The 15,304-nt window shown below is 68.0% G+C and carries 20 protein-coding genes; 1 reads left to right on the top strand and 19 read right to left on the bottom strand.

The window, feature by feature from the left end; genetic code table 11:
• Window positions 1-403: 403 nt before the first annotated feature.
• Genes modC through PY257_RS02710 form a run of 4 tightly spaced genes read right to left on the bottom strand, consistent with a single transcriptional unit; the run spans window position 404 to window position 3,884 of the window.
• On the bottom strand, window positions 404-1,519 hold the full coding sequence (gene modC / locus PY257_RS02725) for a molybdenum ABC transporter ATP-binding protein (protein ID WP_275738508.1): 1,116 nt from the start codon (window positions 1,517-1,519) through the stop codon (window positions 404-406).
• Window positions 1,516-2,196, bottom strand: a complete 681-nt coding sequence (modB, locus tag PY257_RS02720; protein WP_275738507.1) for a molybdate ABC transporter permease subunit — start codon at window positions 2,194-2,196, stop codon at window positions 1,516-1,518. The genes modC and modB overlap by 4 nt, the downstream gene beginning before the upstream one ends.
• A gap of 54 nt (window positions 2,197-2,250) precedes the next feature.
• Window positions 2,251-3,030 (bottom strand): molybdate ABC transporter substrate-binding protein, encoded by a 780-nt coding sequence (modA, locus tag PY257_RS02715; RefSeq protein WP_275738504.1) that lies wholly within the window; start codon window positions 3,028-3,030, stop codon window positions 2,251-2,253.
• A 41-nt stretch (window positions 3,031-3,071) separates the two neighbouring features.
• Complete coding sequence (locus PY257_RS02710) at window positions 3,072-3,884, bottom strand: TOBE domain-containing protein (RefSeq protein ID WP_275738502.1); 813 nt, start codon at window positions 3,882-3,884, stop codon at window positions 3,072-3,074.
• Between the two features lie 209 nt (window positions 3,885-4,093).
• Between PY257_RS02710 and PY257_RS02705 the strand changes: the two genes are divergently transcribed.
• A complete protein-coding gene (locus PY257_RS02705) occupies window positions 4,094-4,522 on the top strand; it encodes a TOBE domain-containing protein (protein ID WP_275738500.1) in 429 nt (142 codons plus the stop codon).
• Here the strand turns inward: PY257_RS02705 and PY257_RS02700 are convergent.
• The 15 genes from PY257_RS02700 to PY257_RS02630 all read right to left on the bottom strand — a co-directional run bounded on the left by PY257_RS02700 (window position 4,512) and on the right by PY257_RS02630 (window position 15,281).
• On the bottom strand, window positions 4,512-5,522 hold the full coding sequence (locus PY257_RS02700) for an LLM class flavin-dependent oxidoreductase (RefSeq protein ID WP_275738498.1): 1,011 nt from the start codon (window positions 5,520-5,522) through the stop codon (window positions 4,512-4,514). The two genes, PY257_RS02705 and PY257_RS02700, sit on opposite strands and share 11 nt — an antisense overlap.
• Window positions 5,523-5,958: 436 nt before the next feature.
• Complete coding sequence (locus PY257_RS02695) at window positions 5,959-6,585, bottom strand: globin family protein (protein ID WP_275738496.1); 627 nt, start codon at window positions 6,583-6,585, stop codon at window positions 5,959-5,961.
• A 448-nt stretch (window positions 6,586-7,033) separates the two neighbouring features.
• A complete protein-coding gene (locus tag PY257_RS02690; protein ID WP_275738513.1) occupies window positions 7,034-7,630 on the bottom strand; it encodes a nitrogen fixation protein NifQ in 597 nt (198 codons plus the stop codon).
• A gap of 8 nt (window positions 7,631-7,638) precedes the next feature.
• Window positions 7,639-7,944, bottom strand: a complete 306-nt coding sequence (fdxB, locus tag PY257_RS02685) for a ferredoxin III, nif-specific (RefSeq protein WP_275738494.1) — start codon at window positions 7,942-7,944, stop codon at window positions 7,639-7,641.
• Between the two features lie 45 nt (window positions 7,945-7,989).
• Window positions 7,990-8,187 carry a CCE_0567 family metalloprotein gene (locus tag PY257_RS02680; RefSeq protein ID WP_275738492.1) on the bottom strand — a complete coding sequence of 66 codons (198 nt, stop codon included), beginning with the start codon at window positions 8,185-8,187 and terminating at the stop codon, window positions 7,990-7,992.
• A 13-nt stretch (window positions 8,188-8,200) separates the two neighbouring features.
• Window positions 8,201-8,695, bottom strand: a complete 495-nt coding sequence (locus PY257_RS02675; RefSeq protein WP_275738490.1) for a NifX-associated nitrogen fixation protein — start codon at window positions 8,693-8,695, stop codon at window positions 8,201-8,203.
• Complete coding sequence (nifX, locus tag PY257_RS02670; RefSeq protein WP_275738488.1) at window positions 8,688-9,113, bottom strand: nitrogen fixation protein NifX; 426 nt, start codon at window positions 9,111-9,113, stop codon at window positions 8,688-8,690. Before nifX ends, PY257_RS02675 begins: the two co-directional genes overlap by 8 nt.
• 31 nt (window positions 9,114-9,144) lie before the next feature.
• Complete coding sequence (nifN, locus tag PY257_RS02665) at window positions 9,145-10,560, bottom strand: nitrogenase iron-molybdenum cofactor biosynthesis protein NifN (protein WP_275738487.1); 1,416 nt, start codon at window positions 10,558-10,560, stop codon at window positions 9,145-9,147.
• A 26-nt stretch (window positions 10,561-10,586) separates the two neighbouring features.
• Window positions 10,587-12,095 (bottom strand): nitrogenase iron-molybdenum cofactor biosynthesis protein NifE, encoded by a 1,509-nt coding sequence (nifE, locus tag PY257_RS02660; RefSeq protein ID WP_275738486.1) that lies wholly within the window; start codon window positions 12,093-12,095, stop codon window positions 10,587-10,589.
• Window positions 12,096-12,292: 197 nt separating this feature from the next.
• Window positions 12,293-13,114, bottom strand: coding sequence for a hypothetical protein (locus tag PY257_RS02655; protein WP_275738484.1), 822 nt, complete (start codon window positions 13,112-13,114; stop codon window positions 12,293-12,295).
• 16 nt (window positions 13,115-13,130) lie between these two features.
• Window positions 13,131-13,376, bottom strand: coding sequence for a hypothetical protein (locus PY257_RS02650; RefSeq protein WP_275738482.1), 246 nt, complete (start codon window positions 13,374-13,376; stop codon window positions 13,131-13,133).
• Between the two features lie 11 nt (window positions 13,377-13,387).
• Window positions 13,388-13,744 carry a hypothetical protein gene (locus PY257_RS02645; protein ID WP_275738480.1) on the bottom strand — a complete coding sequence of 119 codons (357 nt, stop codon included), beginning with the start codon at window positions 13,742-13,744 and terminating at the stop codon, window positions 13,388-13,390.
• A 445-nt stretch (window positions 13,745-14,189) separates the two neighbouring features.
• A complete protein-coding gene (locus PY257_RS02640) occupies window positions 14,190-14,675 on the bottom strand; it encodes a hypothetical protein (RefSeq protein WP_275738478.1) in 486 nt (161 codons plus the stop codon).
• 20 nt (window positions 14,676-14,695) lie between these two features.
• Window positions 14,696-14,938, bottom strand: a complete 243-nt coding sequence (locus tag PY257_RS02635) for a hypothetical protein (RefSeq protein ID WP_275738476.1) — start codon at window positions 14,936-14,938, stop codon at window positions 14,696-14,698.
• A 22-nt stretch (window positions 14,939-14,960) separates the two neighbouring features.
• A complete protein-coding gene (locus PY257_RS02630; RefSeq protein WP_275738474.1) occupies window positions 14,961-15,281 on the bottom strand; it encodes a hypothetical protein in 321 nt (106 codons plus the stop codon).
• Window positions 15,282-15,304 lie beyond the last annotated feature (23 nt).

Below are 15,304 nucleotides of genomic sequence, written 5' to 3'. Positions count from 1 at the left end.
GTTTTAGCCCACACTCATTTCAAACCCAGCTCGCAGGGCCTTGCGAGGATGAACCGTGGGCCAAACAAGGGGAAATCGATGCGATAACGCTCTGCGTTCTTCTTGGTCGTTGAAAAGTGCTCAAAATTTGAGCACTGAGCGAATTCCGGCCTGCTGCTATTTTGAATTCTGCAAGTGCCTCCACTGTGTACCAGCTCAAAAGTTCGTTGCTCTCAGACTACTTGCGTCAGGAACTCAGAAGTCCATCGCTCTCCATGGCTTTTGCGTAAGTCCTAGATAAGTCAAACAAAACAGCCCCGGCAACGCTGGTTGCGGGGCTGTGGAACGAAGGCGGATTGTCTCACAAGCGCCTGCATGTGCCCGCGCCCAGCCCGCGCAGGGGGCCCAGCGCGCGGAAAGTCGGTCAGCCCAGCAGCGCCACCGTCTTGATCTGCGCCCACATCTGCCGCCCGGGGCGGATCTCCAGCTTGTCGCAGGAGCGCCGCGTGATGCGTGCCAGCAGCGACGTGCCTGCCGCGTCCAGGCGCACCAGCACATGGGCGGGCGTATCGGCATCGGCCACCTCGATCACGCGCACCGGCAGCAAGTTGGTGATGGTGGTGCACTCCAGGCGCTGGGTGGCCAGGCTGACGTCGCGCGCCTGCACGCGAAAACGCAGCCGGCGCCCCAGCGCCTCGGGCCGGCGCGCGACCAGCACGCTGCCGCCGGGAAAGTCGAGCCGGGTCAGGTGGTAGGCATCGTCGTGCCCGGCCACCACCGACTCGATGACCACGCCGGCATCCTCGGCCAGCGCCGTGGGCAGATCGAGCCGCGCCAGCGTCTCCTGCAGGCCGCCCTGGGCCACCGCCCGGCCCTCGTCGAGCAGCACCACGTAATCGGCCAGCCGCGCCACCTCGTCGGGCGAATGGCTCACATACAGGATCGGGATGTCGAGCTCGTCGTGCAGGCGCTCCAGGTAGGGCAGGATCTCGCCCTTGCGTTTCAGGTCCAGGGCCGCCAGCGGCTCGTCCATCAGCAGCAGGCGCGGACTGGTCAGCAGCGCACGGGCCATGCCGACGCGCTGGCGCTCGCCGCCGGAAAGCCCCCCGGGCATGCGCTCGAGCAGGTGGGCGATGCCGAGCAGTTCCAGCGCCTGCGCCCAGGCCACCCGGCGTTCGGCGGCCGGCACCCGCTGCATGCCGTATTCCAGATTGCGCCGCACCGACAGGTGCGGAAACAGGCTGGCTTCCTGGAACACGTAGCCCAGGGCGCGCCGGTGCGTGGGCACGAACACGCCCGCCTCGGTGTCCTGCCAGAGCTGGCCGTTGACCGCCAGGCGCGCCGCCGGGGCCCGCTCCAGGCCGGCGACGCAGCGCAGGCAGGTGGTCTTGCCGCAGCCGGAACTGCCGAACAGCGCCGTCACGCCGCGCCCGGGCAGGTTCAGGTCGACATCGAGCGTGAAGCCGGGGTAATCGAGATGAAAGCGCGCCTGGATGCCATCGCCCGGCAGCCGCCCCGAGCCGGAGGAAACATGTTTCATTGCAAGCCCGGCTTGAAGCGGCCGCAGGAATAGAGCGTCAGCAGCACGAAGAAGGAGAACAGCACCATGCCCCCGGCCAGCCAGTGTGCCTGGGCGTATTCCATGCCTTCGACGTGGTTGAATATCTGCACGGAGACCGTGCGCGTGCGGCCCGGGATGTTGCCGCCAATCATCAGCACGATGCCGAACTCGCCCACCGTGTGGGCGAAGCCGAGGATGGCCGCGGTGACGAAGCCGGGCCGCGCCAGCGGCAGCGCGATGGTGACGAAACGGTCCCATGCGCCGGCGCGCAGCGTCGCCGCGGCTTCCAACGGGCGTTCGCCGATCGCCTCGAAGGCGTTCTGCAGCGGCTGCACGACGAAGGGCATGGAGTAGATGGTCGAGCCCACGACCAGGCCGGCGAAGGTAAAGGGCAGCGTGCCCAGCCCGAGCGAGCCGGTCAACTGGCCGACGGGGCCGTTCGGCCCCATCAGCACCAGCAGGTAGAAGCCGAGCACCGTGGGCGGCAGCACCAGCGGCAGCGCCACAATGGCGCCGACGGGCCCTTTCATGAACGAGCGCGTGCGCGCCAGCCACCAGGCGATCGGCGTGCCGACCACCAGCAGCAGCGCCGTGGTCATCGAGGCCAGTTCCAGCGTCAGCCAGACGGCGGCCAGATCGAGTTGCGACACCTGCATCGACGGCGTGTCTGGACTATCCCCGCGGCTGTAGCGCGCAGCGGCAGGCGGCAATCACTTCGCGGTTTGCAGCTCGTAGCCATAGGCCTTGATCACCGCAGCGGCCTTCGGCCCCTTGAGGTAGTCGAGCAGCGCCTTGGCCGCCGGGTTGTCGCGGCCCTTGAGAAGGATCACCGCGTCCTGCCTGATCGGGTCATAGAGGTTGGCGGGCACGAGCCAGGCCGAGCCGCCGGTGATCTTGCCGTCCTTGTAGACCTGCGAGAGCGCGACGAAGCCGAGTTCGGCGTTGCCGGTGGCGACGAACTGGTAGGCCTGCGTGATGTTGGCGCCCTCGACCAGCTTGGGCCGGATGGCCTCCGTCAGGCCGAGCTTGGCCAGCGTCTGCATGCCTGCCAGGCCGTAGGGCGCCGCCTTGGGGTTGGCGATCGACAGGTGCCGGAACTCGTTCTTCTTCAGCACCTCGCCCTTGTCGTCCACATAGCCTTCCCTGGCCGACCACAGCACCAGCTTGCCAATGGCGTAGGTGAAGCGCGAACCCGGCACCGTGGCGCCCTCCTTGTCGAGCTTCTCGGGCGTGGTGTCGTCGGCGGCCAGGAAGACATCGAAGGGCGCGCCGTTCCTGATCTGCGTGTAGAAACCGCCGGTCGGGCCGAAGGCGGCCACCACCTTGTGGCCGGTGTCCTGCTCGAACTGCGCGGCGATCTCCTTGATCGGCGCGGTGAAGTTGGCGGCGACGGCGACCTGCACCTCGCCGGCCTGTGCCGCGCAGACGGACAAGGCAGCGCCCAGGGCGGTGCTCAAGGAAAAGAACAGGCGGGACAGCGTGAGACGCATGCTTGCACTCCAGGTAAAAAAACGGTGGAAAAAACCCAGCTTCAGTCGTGGCAGGCCAGGATCACGCTCGACGACTTGAAGAATGCGCAGGCGGCCACGCCCAGCGCGATGCCAAGCGCCTTGCAACTGTCGCGCGTGACCACGGCGGTGACCGTGCGCCCGCAAGCCAGCGCCAGCGTGACCTCGTTGTTCACCGGGCCCTCGTGCATCGCGGAAACCTCGCCCCAGAGCTGGTTGCGCGCGCTGAGCTTCATCGAACGGTCGGTGGACAGCATGACGGAGGACGACTTGACCAGCGCCACCACCTCCCGTCCGATCTCCAGGCCCAGGTTCTCGGCGCTGGCCTTGGTGATTACCGCGACGATCTCGGCCTGGTCGTCGAGCCGCAGGCGGACTTCATAGTCGACGCCGCCGTCGCGCAGGCCGGTGACCGCGCCGCAGAACTGGTTGCGGGCGCTGGTCTTCATGCTCATTCGGTGCAGCAGCCGCTGGAAGGCGCGGATGTCGAAGTCACCGGCATCGCCCAACCGCTCCGACAGGCGGTCGAGCGCGGCCTGGTATTCGATCTGGAGCGCGCGGTACATCGCGACGATGCGCTGCCCATACTCGGTGAGCTGGGTGCCGCCACCCTGGCGGCCCCCGGTGACGCGCACCACCAGCGGCTCGGGCGCGAGGTTGTTCATCGTGTCCACCGCATCCCAGGCCGCCTTGTATGACAGCGGCACTGCCTTGGCGGCCTGGTTGATCGACCCCTTGCGCTGGATTTCTTCCAGCAGGCGGATGCGGGTGTCCGACAGCGCCGCCCCCACCTCGGTTTCGAGGGACATCCGGGCATGGAAGCGAGGGTTGTTCATGGAATGGCGCAGGCGTCGGTAATCGCTGTATCGTGTGGGACATATAAAGCCAGTTTCATGCCAAGCACCGGTCTCTATGGTTGTCCTTATACAAAGGAAAGATGTATGGTGAGCACCGAGAGATCGATTGTCGAATTCACGACATTTTCTATCAATCAAAGCATACAACGCGTCGTCAATCCCACACACATTCCAACCGAAGGGCCACCATGAAAATCAGCGCTCGCAACATCTTCAAGGGCACCATCAGTGCCGTGCGGCCCGGCAGCGTGAACGCCGAAGTGGACATCCAGGTCGGCAGCGGCGACACCCTGGTCGCCATCGTCACGATGGGCAGCGTCGAGGCGCTGGGCCTGGCCGTCGGCGGCGAGGTCTACGCGCTGGCCAAGGCGCCCTGGGTCATGGTGACGACCGACCTGGGCGGCCTGCGCCTGTCGGCGCGCAACCAGCTGGCCGGCACGGTGAAGGCGGTGGAGAACGGCGCCGTCAACAGCGAGGTGGTGATCACGCTGCCCGGCGGCACCGACGTCGCGGCCATCGTCACCAAGGAAGCGGTCCACGAACTGGGGCTCAAGCCCGGCGTGGCGGCCACCGCGATCATCAAGGCCTCGCACCTCGTCCTCGGCGTCAAGGGCTGACCCTAAGCTGACCGCCTGCTTCAGCCACTTCGCGCATGAACAGCCCCAGCGCGGCGCGCGCCTGCGCCGGGTCGTGGGCTGCGGGTTTCAGCAGCAGACGGTGCGGGCCCAGCTGCTCTTGCAGCAGGCGCAAGCGCGCCGCGCAATGGGCCGGGTCGCCGATGACGGCGTTGGCCAGGATGACCGCGTCGCTGGCGTCCGGCGCAAACATCGGCGGCATGCTGGCCGGGGTGAACCGCACCCCCATCAGGCCGGGGTAGGAACGCACGCCAGCCAGGCCGTTTTCGACGGCGCGCCGGTGGTCGCTCTCGCAATGGAAGAAGCGCGCGATGGCAAACGGAAAGTCGCCGCGCGCCGCGCGTTCGGGTGCCAGCAGCGCCGCCACCTTGGCCAGGTCGGCCGAGGGCGTGGCCATCAGGCCGTAGCCATGCGCGGCGGCCAGTCGCCGCGAATCGGCACTCAGGCTGGCCAGCCACACCGGCACCGGCTGCTGCAGGGGGCGCGGCTCGATCGACAGGTCGTCGCAGCGGTAGAAGCGGCCCTCGAGGCAGGTGGCCGGCTCGCTCCACAGCCGCAGGATCAGCGCCAGCGCCTCGTGCATGCGTTCGCGCGCCGCCTCGGGCGATGCGAGCCCCGCATGCCGGTATTGCACCGGGAACGGCCCGCCGCGCGCCACCCCGAACTCGATGCGCCCGCGGCTCAGCAGATCGAGCGTGGCCACTTCCTCGGCCACGCGCACGGGGTCGTTGAGCGCCAGCAGCGCGGCGCCCGTGCCCAGTCGCACGCGCGACGTGCGGGCCGCGAGGTAGCCCAGCAGGGCGCCGGGCGCGCTGCCGATGGCAAAGCGGCTGTAGTGGTGCTCGGCGACCCAGACGTCGTCGAAGCCCAGGGCCTCGGCCTCGACACCGGTGCGCATGGTCTCTTCGAGCGCCTGCGCGGCGCTGCCGCCGGGGTTCTCGACATTCAGGAAAACGCCATAGCGCTGCAGGGAATCGGTCATTCGTGCCTTTGCGGAAAGTCGGACAGCCGGGCTGCGCAGGGTGCGGCAGCTCGGGCAGCCCTTGTGGCAGCTTTTGTGGCAGCCCTTGTGGCAGGCGATGGGCCGATGGGCGGTTGGCCTTCGCGCTGGATCGCCACATTGCCTTCGAAGTCGTCCCGGAGGCTGAGCGTTTTTCGGGCCTGTCCGAGCAACGCCCCACAAGGTGCCCGATCGAGGCGCAAGGCACAGCCGTAGCCCGGGCTACGGCGCGCATTGGCAACGCCGAGCGGGTGCGTTGTGGGGTGGTGAGCGGGCATGACCGAAAGATTCTCAGCCTCCCAGGCCTGCTGCAGGGCCGCTTCGGCGCCGGCCGGGCCCTGCAGGGTTTGGCCGAAGGCAGCGCGCAGGTGCGCAAAGAAAGCTGCCGGCTCCCGGTCGGGCGCAGGGCAAGCGCTTGTCATGCCACGACGTCTCCTCCGTGCGGCGCCTGCCGCAGGCCCTGCTCGGGCGCCAGGAACCAGCTGCGCACGGTGTCGTAGGGGTAGCGCGTGAGGTCGCGCCGGCGCGCCTTGGGCGCCAGCAGATGCACCGACAGCGGCTCGGCCCAGTTCCAGAAATCGGCGCGCAGCAGCGGCGGGAAGCCCGCGTCGTCGAGCGCGTGCCAGAGCTGCACCAGCCAGATTTCCCGCCCTTCCTCGTCGAGCAGCAGCGGCAGGCCGGCGCCGGCCTGCATTCGCGCATGGCGCTCGCTGTAGTACAGGGGGCCGCCGCAGGACTCGACCACGAAGTCGGCCACCCGCTGGGCCACGCAGTCGAAGCAGCGGCCCGCCCGGGCAAAAAGCGGCGTCAGGCGCAGGCGCTGCATGTGCAGCTGCACCAGCCGGCGCAGCCCTGCCTCGTCGCACAGGGCCAGCAACCGGTGCGCCGGCTGCGGCAGCAGCGGCAGGCAGCCGGCCGGCAGCCTGTCGGTGTGCGCAAACCCCAGCTCGCCCGCCGGCCAGTACAGCGTGCGATAGCAGGCCCGGTCGCAGGGCGCCCAGCGGGCGCGCTGTGGTAGTTCGTCGGCAAGGCGTGTCGGATCCATGGCGTGTCGGTTCTGTCGTGCGGATTGTTTGTTATGTATCCGAATACACAACGCGTCCATCCCTTGCAAGCACCGTGCCTAGTGCAGTGTTCGATGCTATGCGGCACAAATAAAAGCGATGCGTTTTGGCGCAGGGCAAGGCGCAAACCACAGCGATGGCCGTCGCTATCGCGAGGATTTGCAACGCCGCCATGCGTCAAAAGGCGCGGTTTTATGTGCTGCATAGCGTTGAACACTGCACTAGCTCCAAGCGCGTGCCAGGCGTGAAAGCGAGGCACTGATGCCGGCCCCGCCTCCGCGGCGAAACCGGCAGCGGGAGACTGGAACAATATACTCCCCTACCATGCATCTGCCACCGCAATCAAATAGCCATATCTATCTATATACTCCCCAGTAGTATCAAGAAATGATCCGCCTGGAAGCATGCGGGGAGCGCTCAGTCTCGCGGCTACACCGGGACCATGGCGGGCGCCGCCTCCTCAGTGCCGAAGCACAGCCCATAGTCCGTGCAGACACCGCAGCTCGGCGCCTTGCAGATCAGCAGTTCCTCGCGCAGGCACAACTGCCGGTAGAAGAACTTCTTCCACTTCATGTCGTTGCTGTTGCGCGCCGCGAGGCTGGGAAACCACCGCCCGATCAAGGCCGAAAGCTCACGGCGCGACGGCAGGAACAGGTCTTGCCAGAGATGGTTGTCGCCCAGGCTCGCGCAGGCGAGCGCATAGGCCACGGCCCGCGCCTCCTGCGCGGGGCCGGCATTGCCGTCGGCGTGGTCGCGCAGCAGGGCGGCCAGATCCTCGATTTCGTCGCGGCGCGGCTCGTGGCGGTCGGCGCCGGCCAGCGCCGGCCAGTCGAGCCCGAGCGCGGCATCGGCGCCGGGAAACCAGCGCGCGAACAGGCCGCGCGTGGCGGCGGCGTCCAGGCCGGGCATCGGCAGCAGGCCGCGGCCATGGCGCTCGAAGGCCGCCGAAAGCACGCCGGCCAGCGCGAGCACCGCCGGGTCCCGCGCGTCGGCGGCATGCGACATCAGCAGCGCGTGCGTGCCCATGGCGCCGTTCACACCGCCGCGGGGGCGTGCGTGTAGCACTTCTTGGGACAGATCTTCGCGCAGGCCGTGCAGCCGATGCACAGCTCCTGGTGGGCGATGGTCATGACTTTCCTTTCGTACTCGTCATCCTCGTCGTCGCCGCCTTCGAGGCGGATGCGACCGCCTTCTTCGTCGAGGCCGACGAGTTCGAGCACGCCGCGCGGGCAGACCTTGAAGCAGCGGCCGCAGCCGATGCACTTCTCCTCGTCGAGTCCGGCGACGAAGGTCGGCGTCCAGGTGGCGCCGCTGGGAAGGGTGACACTGAAGACGGTCATCGCTGGCTCCTTGCTGGCAGGCCGGATTTCAGGGCGCGCGCCGCGTCAGGCCGCGGCGGCGGCCTGCTGCCTGCGCGCCTCCATCAGCGCGGCATGGGCGTCGTGGCAGCGCTGGGCGACCGCGAGGATCTGCTCCCAGTTGGTGGGCAGCTCCTCTGACAGGTCGTGCAGGTCCATCTTGGCCTGCGTGGCCTGGGCGTTGAGCTTCTTCAGGCGCAGCTTGAGTTCGTCGGCATCGCTCATGTCCACTCCTCCGTCACGCGCCATACCGGGCCACCGCGGGGTAGTCGCGGATCATCGCGACGGCCTCGTCGAAGAGCTTGCTGCCGGCCTCGGCCAGCTTGGCCAGCGACGCGAAGCCGAAGCGATGCACGTCGCGCAGCTGCTTGTTGACCACCACCAGCCGCCCGGCGATGAGCACCATGCGGCCAAAGCCTTCGTGGCTCATCTTCATCATCGGCGAGACCATCTGGCCGGTCTCGCGCTCGATGGCCACGGCGATGGCGTTGTAGAAGAGCTCCAGGCGCCACAGCGTCTCCGGGTCCGGGTCGCCCATGATCGGGATTGCGCGGCGCTCCTCGGCGGTGTGGATGTAGGGCTTGAGCAATTGCAGGTCGCTCTTGCCGTCCCAGGCGCCATGGGTGTCCTGCGCGCGCAGCTGCTTGACGAGCTGCTGCACGAAGGGGGTGGCCAGGAATGCCTCGTCGCCCGCGCCGGCCTCGGGGGCCTCGATGGTTGCTGCTTCAGCCATGGTGTACTTCCTCCTCGTCTTCGAAGTCGAATGCACGTGCGCCGCTTCGGGCGTCCTTCTCCAGCGCCTTGCGCAGCCATGGCGGCGGCGTGCCCTTCAGCACTTGCTGGAGCTTGTCCAGGATCTCGTGGATGGGTTCGGGCTGCGGCACCTTGATCGGGTGGATCTTCAGCGCCACCACGCGCGCGGCGCCGGAGCCGCCGATGGCCGCCACGTACAGGATCGCGCAGTCCTTGATGGCGTCGAGCTTGGGCGCGAGCTTGTCCTCGTCGCCGTCTTCCTCCAGCTTGCCACCGAAGTCGAAGCTCTCGACGAAATGGTGGCCCTGCGGCGTGACCTCATAGACGACGATGGCTTTGGCCCAGCCGAAGTGCGCGTCGACGCGCTCCTTGTCCTGGGTGGCGAAGGCGATTTTCATGGGGGCTCTCCTGTGGCTTCCTGCGGGGATGTCAGGCGCTGGCTGCAGCCGTCGCGTGCTCGGTGGCGGCAATGGCCGCAGCCGCAGCGGCGGGGGCCGCGGCAACCGCGCGCTGCGCCTCGGGCGTCAGCGGCCAGTCGCCCGGGTGGTGGTGCGGTATCTGCTCGATCAGCATGTTGGCGACCTCGAAGATCAGGTTCATCGTGCCGCGGTAGCCGACGCAGCGGCGGTGCGCGTTGCCGATGCGGTCGAACACCGGGAAGCCGACCCGCAACAAGGGCTTGTTCAGGCGCTCGGCCATCTGGCGGCCATGCGAATGGGTGACCAGCAGGTCGCAGCCGGCGGCGGCGGCGGCGCGCTCCATGTCCTCCAGGTCGCCGATCACCACCTGCTCGGCGGGCAGCAGCGCGTGCGCGGGCGACTGCGTGGTGCTCACGCACACGCGCAACTCGGCGCCCATCTCGTGCAGCAGGCTGCCCACCGCGAGCAGCAGGTCGGGCTCGGCGCCGATGGCGACCTTGATGCCGCCGGTGTAGAAGTGGCCGTCGAGCATGGCGTCCAGCAGTTGGCTGCGCTGGCGCCGGTACTTGGCCGGCACCGGGCGGCCCGAAAGCTGCGCCAGGCGCTGCAGCAGGCGGTCGTTGACTTCCAGCCCCGTCAGGCGCTCGAACACCTCGAAGGGCGTGCCGGCGATGGCCTGCAGCGCCATGGCGCCTTCGCGCGTCTGCTCGCCCACGCCGATGGTGAAGGCCGAGGCACCGGCGGCGCGGATCTGCTCGACCGTGGTGCCGCCCAGGGTGGTGCCGCGCCAGTCGGGCGCGATGTGGCCGTCGAGCGAGCCCGAAATGTCGGGCAGCACGATGGCCGCAAGGCCGAACGACTCCACGATCTCGCGCAACTCGTCGATGTCGCCGGGCGACAGGTGGCTGCCCGGCAGCAATGTGACTTGGTCCTGCCGCACGGGCAGCGGCTTGACCAGCGCATTGACGATACCGGTGACGGCATGCTTGTAGCCGTCCTCGAACGCGCCCACGTAGTCGGGCGTGGAGACGTAGACGATCTCGGTGTCGGCCAGCTCGGGCTTGCGCTTGCGCACGGCAACGAGATAGCCCTGCACGTCGTCGCCCTTGGTTTCCGTGAGGCCCGTGGAGCAGATGGCGATGATCTTCGGCGCGTTGCGCTTGTGGATGTTCATCAGCGCGCCCTCGATGTTCTCGTAGCCGCCGAGGATGGTGGTGACCTCGTTCATCGCCGTGGTCTGCAGCGGGATCGCCTCCTTGAAGTGGCGCACCAGCAGCACAAGACCGAAGGAGGTGCAGCCCTGCGATCCGTGCATCACCGGCATGCAGGCATCCAGCCCCATGAATGCGAAGCTCGCGCCCAGCGGCTGGCTCATCTTGAGCGGGTTGACCGTGCAAGCTTTCCTGGATTCGACGACGCTGGCCATGCCTGATTGCTCCCGTGCGGTGCCGTTCAGGCGGGCAGTTCGTCGGGGGCAAGGCCCATGGCCCTGCGTGCCACGTCGGCCAGGAAGCCCATGTCCTGCGGCGGTGCGCTCCCGGGCGCCGCCTGCCGCACCGCGCCCAGCGTTTCCCCGTCGTCGCCCCAGGGCGCCGGAATGCGCACCTGCTGCCACACGGGGTTGAAGATGGCGCGGTCGATTTCATGCACCAGCTCCACCATGCCTTCGTAGCCGCCGTAGGGGTGGTGGCGCTCCTGGTTGATATCCAGCCAGGGCATGCGCGCCTTGAGCGCGACGAACTGCGAGCGGCCGCCCGACAGCATGATGTCGGCCTTCGCCTCCTTGAGCATGTTGTACATCTCGCGCGGCGTCATGTCGTCGATCATGTGCGCGTCATCGCCCATGATCTCCTTGATCTTTTCCTTGTCTTCCTTGGTGCTCTTCTTGATGCTGGTGCCCACGATCTCCAGCCCGGCCTCCTGCAGCGCCGCGACGACGGACCACGACTTCACGCCGCCCGTGATGAGCAGCACGCGCTTGCCGGCCAGGCGCTGCCTGTAGTGGGCGATGCGCTTCCAGGCCCGCGCCTCCTCGACCTCGATCAGCCGCTCGGTGCGCTCCAGCAGGTCGGCGGGTGCGCCCTGCTGCACCAGCAGCTTCGATATCTGGCGCAGCGTGTCGCTCATGTCGCCGATGCCATAGAACGAGCCCTCGAAGTACGGGATGCCGTACTTCTGCTGCATCCTGGTTGCGATGTTGATCATCGACTTGGAGCAGACCATCATGTTCACCCTGGCGCGGTGCGCGCTGGCGATCTCGTTGTAGCGCCCGTCACCCGAGATGCACGAGAGGATGCGAATGCCCAGGGCATCGAGCAGCGGCTTGGTCTGCCACAGCTCGCCCGACAGGTTGTATTCGCCGATGATGTTGATGTCGCAGGGGGTGGTGTATTCGGGCTCGCGCGTGCCGATCACGTAGTCGAGCAGTGCTTCGCCGCCGAGCTTGTTGCCCAGGTTCTTCGGCCCCGCGAAGCCGGGCGAGTTGACCGGGATCACCGGCTTGCCGAACTTCTCGCTGGCGCGCTGGCACACGGCCTCGATGTCGTCGCCGATCAGCGCCGTCACGCAGGTCTGGTAGACGAAGACCGCAGGCGGGTCGTACTTCTCGATGATTTCGCGCACGCTCTTGAAGAGGCGCTTCTCGCCGCCGTACACCACGTCGAGTTCGTTGATGTCGGTGGTGAAGCCGGTGCGGTAGAGCTGCGAGCCCGACGAAGCGGCGTGGCGGTTGTCCCACGAATTGCCTTCGCAGGCGATCGGCCCGTGCACCAGGTGCGCCACGTCCACGATCGGCTGCAGCGCGATCTTCGCGCCGTCAAAGGCGCAGCCGCCGGCCGCAGCGCCGGGCGAGAGTTGCTTGGTGCAGCCCTTCTTGCGCTCCTTCTCGCTCTTGCCCTGGTTCTTGTCGCAACCGGGTTCATCGAACACTTCGGCGATCTTGGCTTTGAGCGAAACCGACATGAGGAGACTCCTGGCAGGTGGGGTAGTCCCTTCTTTGCAGATTTGGTGCCAGCGGCAAAGCGGCTGCGCGAAGGCGTTTTTGCAGGGTTTGGGCGGTTCCGCGCGCCGTTCCCTGGCGCGTTTGAAGGGATTGCGACAGTGGCTTTGCGACAAGAGAGAACAGGGTCGTCGCGCCGGCAGTCCGGCCGCTCCCGCGCTCACCTGCGCCCTTCCCTGTCCGGCGCGAGGGCGCGCGCGATGGCCAGCGCCCGCGCTTGGAGCCGCGCATGCGGCTGCGCTGGTTCGCGCACCGCGAGATAGGCTTGCAGCGCCCGGCGCATGCGCGGCGCCTTCGCGTAGTCAGCCTCGCCGTGGCCGGCATAGGCCGCGTAGTCGCAGATGCACGCCTGCAGCAGCCGCTCGAAGCGCTCGGGCCGGGCCTCGGCCTGCACGCGATCGAGCAGCACGGCGATGGGCCCGGCGCGCAGGTCGCTCGCGCGGTGCACGTGGTCGCACTCGGCGATCGCCAACGCGGCCAGATCGAGCACGTCCGCCGGCAGGGCGATGCGTGCGGCCAGCGCCGCCAGCAGGACCGCACCGCGCACCTCGTGCCCCGGGTGGCTGGGCCAGCACAGGCGCGGCGTGCCGCCCATGCCGATCCTGTGCACCAGCACCGCGAAGCGGACCGCCAGCGGCGTGCCACGCCGGGCGGCCTGCGCCAGCGCGCGCAACTGGTGCTCGCCGGTGTCCATCGGTTCGGGCTGGTCGCAGAGATGCGGCACGCCGAACAGGGCATCCAGCTCGGGCAGCAGGCGCTTCAAGCCCGCGCAGTCGCGCAGCGCGCGGAAGAAACCCTCCGGGTAGGGCGCCATCAGCGCGCGCTCCAGCACCCGCGCGCGCTGCGTCGGCGTGAGCCGCTCGATGGCATTCATCTGCACCGCGCTCACCATCAGCGCCTGGTCCGCCGCATCCAGACCCGCGGCCTGACTCTGCGCGGCGCCCAGCGCGAGCCGGATCAGGTGCTGTCCCGTCGCCGCCATGCCGGGCCTCAGCCTCTCAGGCTTCCCGCAGCGGACGCACCTGGTCCACCCTGTCGGCCAGGATGTGCCTGGCGGTGTCGGAATGCGCACTCATCGGCACGCCACCCAGATGGCCGAACAGCGTCGTGATGGCTCCACCACGCCGTGCCGCATCGCCATGGCGTTCGGCCTCGCGCACCAGCACGAACTGCCGGATCAGCGCGCGCCCGGCTTCGTCGGTTGGGTTCTCGAACAGGCACAGCAAGCCCGGACGCAGGCTCATGGCCGATGACTTCAATATGCGATCTCGAACCACACGGGCTCGTGGCGCCGCAGTTGGTCGATCAGGTGCAGCGTGGCCGGCACCAGCGAGCGCACACCGTACCAGACCTCCTCGCGCCGCGGCTGCACGTCGCGCTCCAGCAACCCGCGCAGCGCCTGCCAGCCATCCCAATCGACCCAGGCCAGGCGGCCGCACAGCGCCGGCGAGAGATGGCCCATCGTCTGGGCCATGGCGAGCAGCGACAACTCGACGCAGGCCAGCGTATTGGCGCTGGCGAAAAGCTCTTCCTCGCCGTCCATCTCCGCGGTCAGTGTCTTGATGGCTTCGCCGCAGCCGCGGACGATGTCGCATTGCATGCGGGGCAGCATGGTCTTCCCTTTCTTCAAGCAGTTGTTGCCGGATCGAGGCCGCGGAACATCGCGCAGCGCAGGAACGCATCACGCCCCTGGCCCAGAATCCGCCAGCCACATCGAATCGAAAGACGCGGTTTCATGTCAGTTGCTCCACCGCGGTGCGCACGACTCGCAGCCGATGAAACTGGCGCACCCGAGGCCAGGGATACCGCGCAACCGCCTTTGCCGGGCCGCCGGTATCGCCCCCGGCGAGGGGGTGGTGGCCACACGCAGTGGGCAAGCCTGGGGGAGTGTTCCATCTCAGTTATCCATGGCGCTCGCGCGCCACCCGCGACGCATGAAACTGGCGCAGCCCAATGCCAGGGATACCGCGGAACCGGCTTTGCCGGGCCGCCGGTATCGCCCCCGGCGAGGGGGTTGGCGGCCACACGCAGTGGGCAAGCCTGGGGGAGTGTCCATCTCAGTTGTCGTCGGCCAGCACTTCGAGCGCCACCAGTTGCTCGTAGAGGGCCCGCCGCGCCCGCCAATGCGCCTTGCCGGCAATGCGCGGGTCGGCACCCTCGAAGGCGCCGATGGCATCGCGGTCGCTCCAGTAGATGCAACGGCCGCCAGCGCGTACCGACAGCGCGGCAGTCAGCGCCTCGCGCTCGCTCACCAGCTCGACACGCAGCACGCCGCGGCCCAGCAAATGATCGGCGCGGTACAGCGGCGTGTCCCAGCCGTGTTCGTCGGCCAGCGCGCAGATCGCCGGGAAGCGCCCGCGCGCCGCAGGGTCGTCCGGTGCAGCACCATTGGCATCGAGCAGGTCGCGCGCCGTCAGCCGGTCATGGATTTCCCAGGCCTGCAGCGGATCGGACGCCGCGACCTTGCGAGCGAAGTCCTCGTCGTCATAGGCGAACCAGGCGCGCGGGTCGCCCTGTTCGGGAAGTTCCACCACGTAGATCACGGCCGGGCTCCCGCGCGCTATCAGGAAGTCTGTGGGTCTTGCATCAGCGTGTGGCGAAAGCCCACGGCCTCGGGCGCCAGCAGCTTGTACTTGCCAACCTCGCCGCAGGCGACGCATCTGCCCAGCACCGAGAAGCCCTGCTTGCTGCACATCGCGTCCTTGCTCTGCTGGCAGCCGACGCGGCCACAGGCACATTGGTAGAGGCTTCCATTACACAGCAGCTTGTAGCCGTTGCGCGTGCCGTCGCAGCGAATCGTGGTCATGAAATTCTCCTGGGGCGCACAGTTATTCCACGCCCTCGGCGGCGGTCTTGGCCCATACCGCATGCCGAATGCGCTGCGTGATGGCCGCCGGGCTGGCGTCGAACTCGCGCCGTGCAGCGGCCATCGCGCCCTGTGCAATGGCTGTTTCCTCGTGCGTCAGCGGTATGCGCCCTGCCACGTGCGAGGCGCCCGGCACCGCCAGGGCGATGGCCTGGCGGTTCGGGTGCTCGAGCAGCGGCACGAGGTGGTCCGCCTCGCGCACCCCGGCCAGGCAGACCCAGCCGTCGATCACCTCGACCCTGCGACCATCCTGCGTCGTCTTGACCAATACAGCATCTGTCATGGCTATACGGTAAGTGAACAAGA

The sequence above is a fragment of the Curvibacter soli genome (assembly GCF_029211125.1).
GTDB lineage: Bacteria > Pseudomonadota > Gammaproteobacteria > Burkholderiales > Burkholderiaceae_C > Curvibacter_A > Curvibacter_A soli.
Note: the sequence above shows the minus strand (reverse complement) of the source record. Positions and strands in the feature narration are given on the sequence as shown.

Excerpts from the sequence above, each read along its gene's own strand:
- PY257_RS02655 (WP_275738484.1), bottom strand. The coding sequence starts at position 13,114 with ATGGCGGCGACGGGACAGCACCTGATCCGGCTCGCGCTGGGCGCCGCG.
- fdxB (WP_275738494.1), bottom strand. The coding sequence starts at position 7,944 with ATGACCGTCTTCAGTGTCACCCTTCCCAGCGGCGCCACCTGGACGCCG.
- modA (WP_275738504.1), bottom strand. The coding sequence starts at position 3,030 with ATGCGTCTCACGCTGTCCCGCCTGTTCTTTTCCTTGAGCACCGCCCTG.
- PY257_RS02645 (WP_275738480.1), bottom strand. The coding sequence starts at position 13,744 with ATGCTGCCCCGCATGCAATGCGACATCGTCCGCGGCTGCGGCGAAGCC.
- PY257_RS02630 (WP_275738474.1), bottom strand. The coding sequence starts at position 15,281 with ATGACAGATGCTGTATTGGTCAAGACGACGCAGGATGGTCGCAGGGTC.
- modB (WP_275738507.1), bottom strand. The coding sequence starts at position 2,196 with ATGCAGGTGTCGCAACTCGATCTGGCCGCCGTCTGGCTGACGCTGGAA.
- PY257_RS02650 (WP_275738482.1), bottom strand. The coding sequence starts at position 13,376 with ATGAGCCTGCGTCCGGGCTTGCTGTGCCTGTTCGAGAACCCAACCGAC.
- PY257_RS02695 (WP_275738496.1), bottom strand. The coding sequence starts at position 6,585 with ATGGATCCGACACGCCTTGCCGACGAACTACCACAGCGCGCCCGCTGG.
- nifN (WP_275738487.1), bottom strand. The coding sequence starts at position 10,560 with ATGGCCAGCGTCGTCGAATCCAGGAAAGCTTGCACGGTCAACCCGCTC.
- PY257_RS02705 (WP_275738500.1), top strand. The coding sequence starts at position 4,094 with ATGAAAATCAGCGCTCGCAACATCTTCAAGGGCACCATCAGTGCCGTG.
- PY257_RS02635 (WP_275738476.1), bottom strand. The coding sequence starts at position 14,938 with ATGACCACGATTCGCTGCGACGGCACGCGCAACGGCTACAAGCTGCTG.
- PY257_RS02675 (WP_275738490.1), bottom strand. The coding sequence starts at position 8,695 with ATGGCTGAAGCAGCAACCATCGAGGCCCCCGAGGCCGGCGCGGGCGAC.
- modC (WP_275738508.1), bottom strand. The coding sequence starts at position 1,519 with ATGAAACATGTTTCCTCCGGCTCGGGGCGGCTGCCGGGCGATGGCATC.
- nifE (WP_275738486.1), bottom strand. The coding sequence starts at position 12,095 with ATGTCGGTTTCGCTCAAAGCCAAGATCGCCGAAGTGTTCGATGAACCC.
- PY257_RS02710 (WP_275738502.1), bottom strand. The coding sequence starts at position 3,884 with ATGAACAACCCTCGCTTCCATGCCCGGATGTCCCTCGAAACCGAGGTG.
- nifX (WP_275738488.1), bottom strand. The coding sequence starts at position 9,113 with ATGAAAATCGCCTTCGCCACCCAGGACAAGGAGCGCGTCGACGCGCAC.
- PY257_RS02680 (WP_275738492.1), bottom strand. The coding sequence starts at position 8,187 with ATGAGCGATGCCGACGAACTCAAGCTGCGCCTGAAGAAGCTCAACGCC.
- PY257_RS02690 (WP_275738513.1), bottom strand. The coding sequence starts at position 7,630 with ATGGGCACGCACGCGCTGCTGATGTCGCATGCCGCCGACGCGCGGGAC.
- PY257_RS02700 (WP_275738498.1), bottom strand. The coding sequence starts at position 5,522 with ATGACCGATTCCCTGCAGCGCTATGGCGTTTTCCTGAATGTCGAGAAC.